We start from the raw sequence: 7421 nt of genomic DNA on the forward strand, positions 1-7421 counted from the left end.
CTTGAGCCTTCCCGCCTAATTTCCGCCGCTTCGCGCAAGCGCTTGGGAGCGACGCCCTCGGATGGCCCTGCAATATCTCGAGTTCGAGCGGCCGATCGCCGAGCTCGAAGCCAAGATCGAGGAGCTTTCGAAGCTCTCGGAGACCGCGGGCCCCGGGGCCTTCGAGGCGGAAATCGAGAGCCTGCGCGCGCGCGCCCAGAAGATGCGGCGCGACGCCTACGCCAAGCTCGACGCCTGGCAGAAGACCCAGGTCGCCCGCCACCCCGACCGGCCGCATTTCGTGGACTATGTGGCGGACCTGATCGACGACTTCGTCGAGCTGCATGGCGACCGGGTGTTCGGCGACGACCAGGCGCTGATCGGCGGCCTCGGCCGGTTCCGCGGCCGGCCGGTGGTGGTCATGGGCCACGAGAAGGGCCGCGACACCGCCAGCCGCGTGAAGCACAATTTCGGCTACGCCCGGCCCGAGGGCTACCGCAAGGCGGTGCGGCTGATGGAGCTGGCCGAGCGCTTCGGCCTGCCGGTGCTGAGCTTCGTCGACACCGCCGGCGCCTATCCCGGCATCGCCTCTGAGGAACGCGGCGTGGCCGAGGCCATCGCGCGCTCGACCGAGAAGTGCCTGATGCTGGGCACGCCCAACATCGCGATCATTACCGGCGAGGGCGGCTCGGGCGGGGCGATCGCGATCGCCGGCGCCAATCGCGTGCTGATCCTGGAGCACGCCATCTATTCGGTGATCGCCCCCGAAGGCGCCAACTCCATCCTCTGGCGCGGCGCGCGATCGGGCGCCGACGCGGCCCGGGCGATGAAGATCTCCGCCCAGGAGCTGCTGGCGATGAAGATCGTCGACCGGATCGTGCCCGAGCCGATCGGCGGGGCGCACGCCGACCGCGCGGAGACCATGGCGATGGTCGCCGAGGCGCTGGAGCAGGAGCTGGCGGCGCTGGACGACCTGTCCGCCGACGAGCTGCGCAAGCGCCGCGCCGAGCGCTTCTACGCCATCGGCCGATCCCTGCAGTAATTGGCGCCGCAGTAGCGCCTACTCCTTCGGCAGCATCGCCCGCAGGGTCTTCACGGCGGCTTTGTAGGCGTCCCTGTCGTGGGCCTTCAGGTGCGTCAGGTCCTGCTCGATCACCTTCAGGTGGTCGGTGATCGTGGCCGCCTTGATGCCGTCGATCCGCGCGCGAAGCTTGACCAGATCCTGAAAGGCCGGCACGCCGTCGGGGCCGCCCTGGCGCTCGATCAGCTCGAACACCGCGTCCATCAGCTTACCGAGCTGGCGGCCGTAGCTCTCGCGGGCGACGATTGCGGCCTCGGTCGCCGGCGCGCTGGAGTTGGTGTCGTTGACGACCAGGTTGCCGAAGGTCCAGCCCGGCAGGATCGGCTGGACGAAGGCGCCCGTGGCGGTCGGCGCCCCGTACCACGCCCTCAGCCAGGCGACCGGATCGAAGAGGGGGCTCGCGCCCACGCCGTCAGTCATTCCGCACCCGTCCCGCCTGTCTTGACCGTTGGCAGGATACCGCGCCCCGCGCGAATGGCCTAGGCGAGGCGCTGCAGCGTCTGGGCGAGTTCGTCGACCGCCTCGGCGGTGGTGGCCCAGGAGCAGACGAAGCGCACGCTGCCGTCGAGGAAGCGGTGGACGAACCAGCCCGCCGCGTGCAGGCGCTCAAGGGTCGGCTCGTCCATCTCGACGAAGACGGTGTTGGCCTCGACCGGGTGCAGCACCTTGAACGGCATGGCCTTGGCGAGCCTCGCGGCCATGGCGTTGGCGTGGGCGGCGTGGCGCAGCATCGCGCCGCCCTGGAGCATGCCGACGAAGGGGGCGGCGTAGAACCGGCCCTTGGACGGCAGCTGGCCGGCCTGCTTCAGTCGCGGATCGATCCGCCGGGCCAGCGCCGGGTCGAGGATCACCAGGGCCTCGGTCGGCGGCATGCCGGCCTTGGCCCCGCCGAGCACGAAGAGGTCGACGCCGAGGGCTGCGACACGCTTCAGCTCGAAGCCCGCCGCCGCGGCGTTGGCGATCCGCGCCCCGTCCAGGTGGACGCCGCAGCCGCGCTCTTTGGCGGGCGCGATCAGCCGCTGCAGCTCGTCGGCGGAATAGACCGTGCCGTACTCGGTGGCGTTGGTCAGCGACAGCGCCGCGGCCGGCTGGCGGTAGGAGACGTCCGGCTGGGCGAGGGCGGCGTCCAATGCGGCGGGCTCGATGCGGCCCGAGGCGCCCGGCAGGCGGATCAGCCCCACGCCCTGGCCGAAGAAGCCCGGGGCGCCGGTCTCGTCAGTGCAGATGTGGGCGTGCTCGTGCGCCAGCACCGCTTCGAACGGCCGGGCCAGCGCGGCGGTCGAGAGGGCGTTGGCCGCCGTGCCCGACGCCACGAACCGCACCTCGGCGTCGACGTCGAGCAGGCCACGCACCAGATCGGCCGCCTGGGCGGTGACGTGGTCGGTCCCGTAGCCGGCGGCGAAGCCCGCATTGGCCTCGACGATCGCCGCCATCGCCTCCGGCGCGGCGGGGGCGGTGTTGTCCGAGGCGAAGTCGTAGCGGGGCGTCATCATGCCGGAGCCTTTAGAATTCAAGATACAGATCGCGCCATTGGGGATTGTCGCGCTCGATCAACTCCAGCTTCCATTGCCGACGCCAGCGCTTGATGCGCTTCTCGGCTGCGATGGCTTCGAGGGCGGTCGGGAACGCTTCGTACCAGACCAGCATCTTGACGCCGTAATCGGCGGTGAACCCCTGGATGAGACCTTCGCGATGCTCGTAGACGCGGCGAGAGAGATTATTGGTTACGCCAGTGTAGAGCGTGCCGTTCCGCTGGCTGGCGAGGATGTAGACGTAAAAATTGCGCTCCACGTACCGAGCTTAGCCGCACCCACCAATATCGTCATCCCGGACGGCCGATAGGCCGATCCGGGACCCAGGGGCCGTGCGCACCGCCCCTGGGTCCCGGCTCTTCGCTGCGCTACGGCCGGGATGACGGTGAATTTTGCACGGCCTAAACCAGCGCCCCGTGGCAGTGCTTGAACTTCTTGCCCGAGCCGCAGGGGCAGGGGGAGTTGCGGCCGGTGGCTTCCCAGCCGTCGGGGAGCGCGCTGACCGGCAGAGCCGCGCGCTGGTCGACCGGCAGGCCGTCCGGCAGGAGGCCCATCTGGGCGGCGTTCTCGCCGGTCAGCGGATCGACGTGGATCTCGAACATCTGGCCGGGCGGCGGCTGCGGCGGCTCCTCGAACTGGAACTCCACCGTCATCAGCCAGCGGGTGACGTTCTGGCGCACGTCGACCAGCAGCTTCTCGAACAGGGTGAAGGCCTCGGTCTTGTATTCCTGCAGAGGGTCGCGCTGGCCGTAACCGCGCAGGCCGATGACGTTGCGCAGGTGGTCGAGGTGCATCAGGTGCTCGCGCCACTGCAGGTCGATCTGCTGCAGCAGGAAACTCTTCTCGAGCGAGCGCATGTGCTCGCCCACGATGCCCTCGCGCTCGGCGACGCGGGCGTTCGCCGCGGCGTCGATCCGCTCCTCGATCTCCTCGTTGGCGATGCCGTCCTCGGCGGCCCAGTCGCGCACCGGCAGCTGCAGGCCGAGGTATTCCTGGACGTGGGCGTCGAGGCCCTCGATGTCCCATTGCTCGGCGTAGGCCTTCGGCGGCAGGTGGCGGCCCACCAGGTCGGCGATGGTGTCGCGGCGCATCTCGGCGACCACGTCGGAGATGTCGGGCGAGCTCATGAACTCGGCGCGCTGCTCGAAGACGGCCTTGCGCTGGTCGTTCACGACGTCGTCGTATTTCAGCAGGTTCTTGCGGATCTCGTAGTTGCGCTGCTCGACGCGCTTCTGGGCGGTGGCGATGGCCGAGTTCAGCCACTTGTGGGTGATCGCCTCGCCGTCCTGGACGCCGAAGGTGCGCATGATCGAATCCAGCCGCTCGCCGGCGAAGATGCGCAAAAGGTCGTCCTCGCAGGAGAGGAAGAACTTCGAGTGGCCCGGGTCGCCCTGGCGGCCGGTCCGGCCGCGCAGCTGGTTGTCGATCCGCCGGCTCTCGTGGCGCTCGGTGCCGAGCACGAAGAGGCCGCCGGCGGCCAGGGCCTGGGTCTTCAGGCCGGCGATCTCGGCCTCGATCTCGGCTTTGCGGTGGGCGGCCATCTCCGGCGTCGCCTCGACGCCCAAATCGCGCTGTTCCTCGCGCCAGCGGGCGACCTTCATGTCGACGTTGCCGCCCAGCTGGATGTCGGTGCCGCGGCCCGCCATGTTGGTGGCGATGGTCACCGCGCCCGGCACGCCGGCGTCGGCGACGATCAGGGCTTCCTGCTCGTGGTAGCGGGCGTTCAGTACGTTGTGCGGGACGCCCTTCAGGGCCTTGCCGTCGACCTCGAACTTGTGCGCCTTCAAGAGCTCCGACAGCTGCTCGGACTTCTCGATCGAGACGGTGCCCACCAGGATCGGCTGGCCGCGCTTATAGCAGTCCTCGATCTGGGCGATGATCGCCCGGTTCTTCTCCGCCGCGGTGCGGTAGACCTCGTCGTCCTCGTCGATCCGGGCGATCGGCCGGTTGGTCGGGATCTCGACCACTTCCATCTTGTAGATGTCGTGGAATTCCTGGGCCTCGGTCGCGGCGGTGCCGGTCATGCCCGAGAGCTTCTCGTAGAGGCGGAAGTAGTTCTGGATGGTGACCGAGGCCAGCGTCTGGTTCTCGGGCTGGACGACGACGGCTTCCTTGGCCTCGATCGCTTGGTGCAGGCCTTCCGACAGGCGCCGGCCCTGCATCATGCGGCCGGTGAACTCGTCGATCAGGATCACCTCGCCGGCGCGGACGATGTAGTCCTTGTCGCGGGTGTAGAGCACGTTGGCCCGTAGCGCCTGGTTGACGTGGTGCACGACCGAGACGTTGGCGGCGTCGTAGAGGCCGGCGGAGTCCTCGGCCAGGTGGCCGCCCGCGGCGAGGATCTCCTCGACCTTCTCGGCGCCTTCCTCGGTCAGGATGACCTGGCGCTGCTTCTCGTCGTGCTCATAGGTCGAGGCGTCCTTGATCAGGTCTTTGATGACCAGGTCGATGACCTTGTAGAACTCGCTGCGGTCCTCGGTCGGCCCGGAGATGATCAGCGGCGTGCGCGCCTCGTCGATCAGGATCGAGTCCACCTCGTCGACGATCGCGAAGTTGTGGCCGCGCTGGACCATCTCGGCGGGATCGTAGACCAGGTTGTCGCGCAGGTAGTCGAAGCCGAACTCGTTGTTCGTGCCATAGGTGATATCGGAGCGGTAGGCGTCCTGACGCTGGTTCTGGCTCAGGCCATGGACGATGACGCCCACGCTCATGCCCAGGAAGCGATAGATCTGGCCCATCCACTCGGCGTCGCGTTGGGCCAGGTAGTCGTTGACGGTGATGACGTGCACGCCCTTGCCGGCGAGCGCGTTCAGGTAGACCGGGGCGGTGCCGACCAGCGTCTTGCCTTCGCCGGTCCGCATCTCGGCGATGCCGCCCTGGTGCAGCACCATGCCGCCGACCATCTGCACGTCAAAGTGGCGCAGGCCGATGACCCGCCTGGAGGCCTCGCGCACGACGGCGAAGGCTTCTTCCAGGACGTCGTCGAGCGAGGCGCCGGAGGCCAGCCTGGCCTTGAACTCGTCCGTCTTGGCGCGCAGCTCGGCGTCGGAGAGCGCCGCGAGCTTCGGCTCGAAGGCGTTGATCTTGCTCACCCGGGCCGACATGGCCTTGACCTTGCGGTCGTTGGAGGAGCCGAAGAACCGTTGGAAGATGCTCAAGGAGGAAGGTCCGGTCGATTGCGGGCCCGGCGCGGCCATGCGCCTTTCGGCCCGTCGCCTGCCGGGAAGAACGCTCTATTCAGGGCGGCCGAGACTTAAGCAGCGCCCCTGCAAGTGTCAACGCGGCGGGACCTCGCGCGGGATCACGTTCGGCTACGCCGGCTCAGGTGTTGCGCTTCGCGCGATCAGGACTGAAGCACCTTGCACGAACCGCGGATCGGGCGGCCATTGTCGCGGAGCGAATGCGCCCCAAAGGCAGGAGCTGCGACATGATCTCCTTCAGCGCGTCCATCGCCGCCTACGAGGCGGGGCTTCGCCGGCTGTTCGGACCGGCGTTCCGCGAGCACGACCTCAAGCACAAGCATGAGCGGATGAAGGAGGATCCGTTCCTCTTCCTCCGCGGGACCTGCTGGCGCTGGGCCGAGGGCGCGCCGGAGCTGTGCCGCGAGCTGATGACCGCGCCGAAGGCCGCCTCGGTCGGCGACGCGCACGCCGGCAACTTCGGCCTCTGGCGCGACGCCGAGGGCCGGCTGGTCTGGGGCGTCAACGACTTCGACGAGGCGGCGGTCCTGCCTTACGCCCTTGACCTGGTGCGGCTGTGCACGAGCTTCATGGTGGCGAACGAGCGGCTGAGCGCGGCGGAGGTCGCCGATCCGCTGCTCGAGGCCTATCGCGCCGCGCTGCAGGCCCCGCGCGCCTTCGTCCTCGAGCGGGAGAACCTGTGGCTGCGCGGCGCCTTCGCCTCCAAGGACGACTCGCGGGAGGAATTCTGGGCCGAGCTCGAGCGGGCCGAGCCCGAAACGCCGCCGCCCGGCTACGAGGCCGAGCTGAAGGCGGACCTCGGTCCCGTCGAGCACCTGAAGATCGCGCCCCGCGTCGCCGGCGTCGGCAGCCTCGGCCGGCCGCGGTTCGTGGCCTGCGGACTGATGCGCGGCGGGCCTGTCGCACGCGAAGTGAAGGGGCGGGCGCCGTCCTGCTGGGGCGGCGCGCAGGACCCCGGCCTGCCGTCGCGCATGGCGGCCGGCCGCTGGCGCTCTCCGGACCCGCACCTCAATTATGGGCCGGCCCTGGTGCATCGCCGGCTCGCCCCGAACAGCCGCAAGATCAAGTTCGCCGACCTGAAGGAGCGCGACGCCATCCCCTTCGTCCGCGTCATGGCCGCCGATCTGGCCGCGATCCACCTGGGCGACGGCGCCCACGGCGAGGCGATCTTCGCCGATCTCCACAGCCGGAAGGCGGACTGGCTGCGGGACGCTGCAAGGACGGTCGCGGACTGGACGAGGACGGAGTTCCACGCCTATCGCGGCTAGACCGACGAAACCGCGCCGGGGCGGGTCCACAACCTTTGCACTTGGCGCCTTATATCGCTAGGGACGGGCGGCGCGGCAGGGGCCGCGTCCCACCCCAAGTCCAAGAGGGCCGCTCATGACCCGCACCCCGAGCAAGAAGCCCGCGGCCGCGACGCCCGTCGAGGTGGTGGGCCAGACCCTGGAGCGCGCCTTCGACCCGCTGACCAGCGCGCTGAAGCGCGCGGCCTTGAAGCGCGCCGACAAGCAGGCGCGGCAGTTCGCCGAGCCGGCCGCGGCGTCGCCGCCCGCGGCCGGGGGCGGCAAGGCCATGCCGGTCTCGCCGCTCTTCGTGCCGTTCCCGCGCATGCCGCCGATCGCCGGC

6 protein-coding genes and 1 pseudogene are annotated in these 7421 nt (G+C 69.5%); 3 read left to right on the top strand and 4 right to left on the bottom strand.

All coding sequences use genetic code 11. From position 1 onward, the window contains the following. Window positions 1-61 precede the first annotated feature (61 nt). The gene (locus tag VJS38_RS09160; RefSeq protein ID WP_324087845.1) at window positions 62-1021 is read left to right on the top strand and encodes an acetyl-CoA carboxylase carboxyltransferase subunit alpha; all 960 of its coding nucleotides are present in this window, start codon (window positions 62-64) and stop codon (window positions 1019-1021) included. A gap of 18 nt (window positions 1022-1039) precedes the next feature. Here the strand turns inward: VJS38_RS09160 and VJS38_RS09165 are convergent, their stop codons facing one another. The 4 genes from VJS38_RS09165 to secA form a co-directional block, all read right to left on the bottom strand. Continuing rightward, window positions 1040-1480 (bottom strand): hypothetical protein, encoded by a 441-nt coding sequence (locus VJS38_RS09165; protein WP_324087846.1) that lies wholly within the window; start codon window positions 1478-1480, stop codon window positions 1040-1042. Window positions 1481-1539: 59 nt separating this feature from the next. Beyond that, the gene (locus VJS38_RS09170; RefSeq protein ID WP_324087847.1) at window positions 1540-2553 is read right to left on the bottom strand and encodes a beta-eliminating lyase-related protein; all 1014 of its coding nucleotides are present in this window, start codon (window positions 2551-2553) and stop codon (window positions 1540-1542) included. Window positions 2554-2563: 10 nt separating this feature from the next. Beyond that, window positions 2564-2851: a GIY-YIG nuclease family protein gene (locus VJS38_RS09175; RefSeq protein WP_324087848.1), complete on the bottom strand. Its 288-nt coding sequence runs from the start codon at window positions 2849-2851 to the stop codon at window positions 2564-2566. A gap of 142 nt (window positions 2852-2993) precedes the next feature. Beyond that, entirely contained in the window at window positions 2994-5789 is a 2796-nt protein-coding gene (gene secA / locus VJS38_RS09180; RefSeq protein WP_324087849.1) for a preprotein translocase subunit SecA, read from the bottom strand. 230 nt (window positions 5790-6019) lie between these two features. Between secA and VJS38_RS09185 the strand changes: the two genes are divergently transcribed. Both VJS38_RS09185 and VJS38_RS09190 read left to right on the top strand, forming a co-directional pair. Next, the gene (locus VJS38_RS09185) at window positions 6020-7060 is read left to right on the top strand and encodes a DUF2252 family protein (protein WP_324087850.1); all 1041 of its coding nucleotides are present in this window, start codon (window positions 6020-6022) and stop codon (window positions 7058-7060) included. A gap of 115 nt (window positions 7061-7175) precedes the next feature. Next, window positions 7176-7421: pseudogene (locus tag VJS38_RS09190) on the top strand (bifunctional ornithine acetyltransferase/N-acetylglutamate synthase); the annotation flags it as partial.

This window comes from Phenylobacterium sp., from assembly GCF_035276905.1.
Classification (GTDB): Bacteria; Pseudomonadota; Alphaproteobacteria; order Caulobacterales; family Caulobacteraceae; genus Phenylobacterium.

Coding starts and splice junctions, on each gene's coding strand:
- VJS38_RS09160 (WP_324087845.1), top strand. CDS start 62: ATGGCCCTGCAATATCTCGAGTTCGAGCGGCCGATCGCCGAGCTCGAA.
- VJS38_RS09165 (WP_324087846.1), bottom strand. CDS start 1,480: ATGACTGACGGCGTGGGCGCGAGCCCCCTCTTCGATCCGGTCGCCTGG.
- VJS38_RS09170 (WP_324087847.1), bottom strand. CDS start 2,553: ATGATGACGCCCCGCTACGACTTCGCCTCGGACAACACCGCCCCCGCC.
- secA (WP_324087849.1), bottom strand. CDS start 5,789: ATGGCCGCGCCGGGCCCGCAATCGACCGGACCTTCCTCCTTGAGCATC.
- VJS38_RS09185 (WP_324087850.1), top strand. CDS start 6,020: ATGATCTCCTTCAGCGCGTCCATCGCCGCCTACGAGGCGGGGCTTCGC.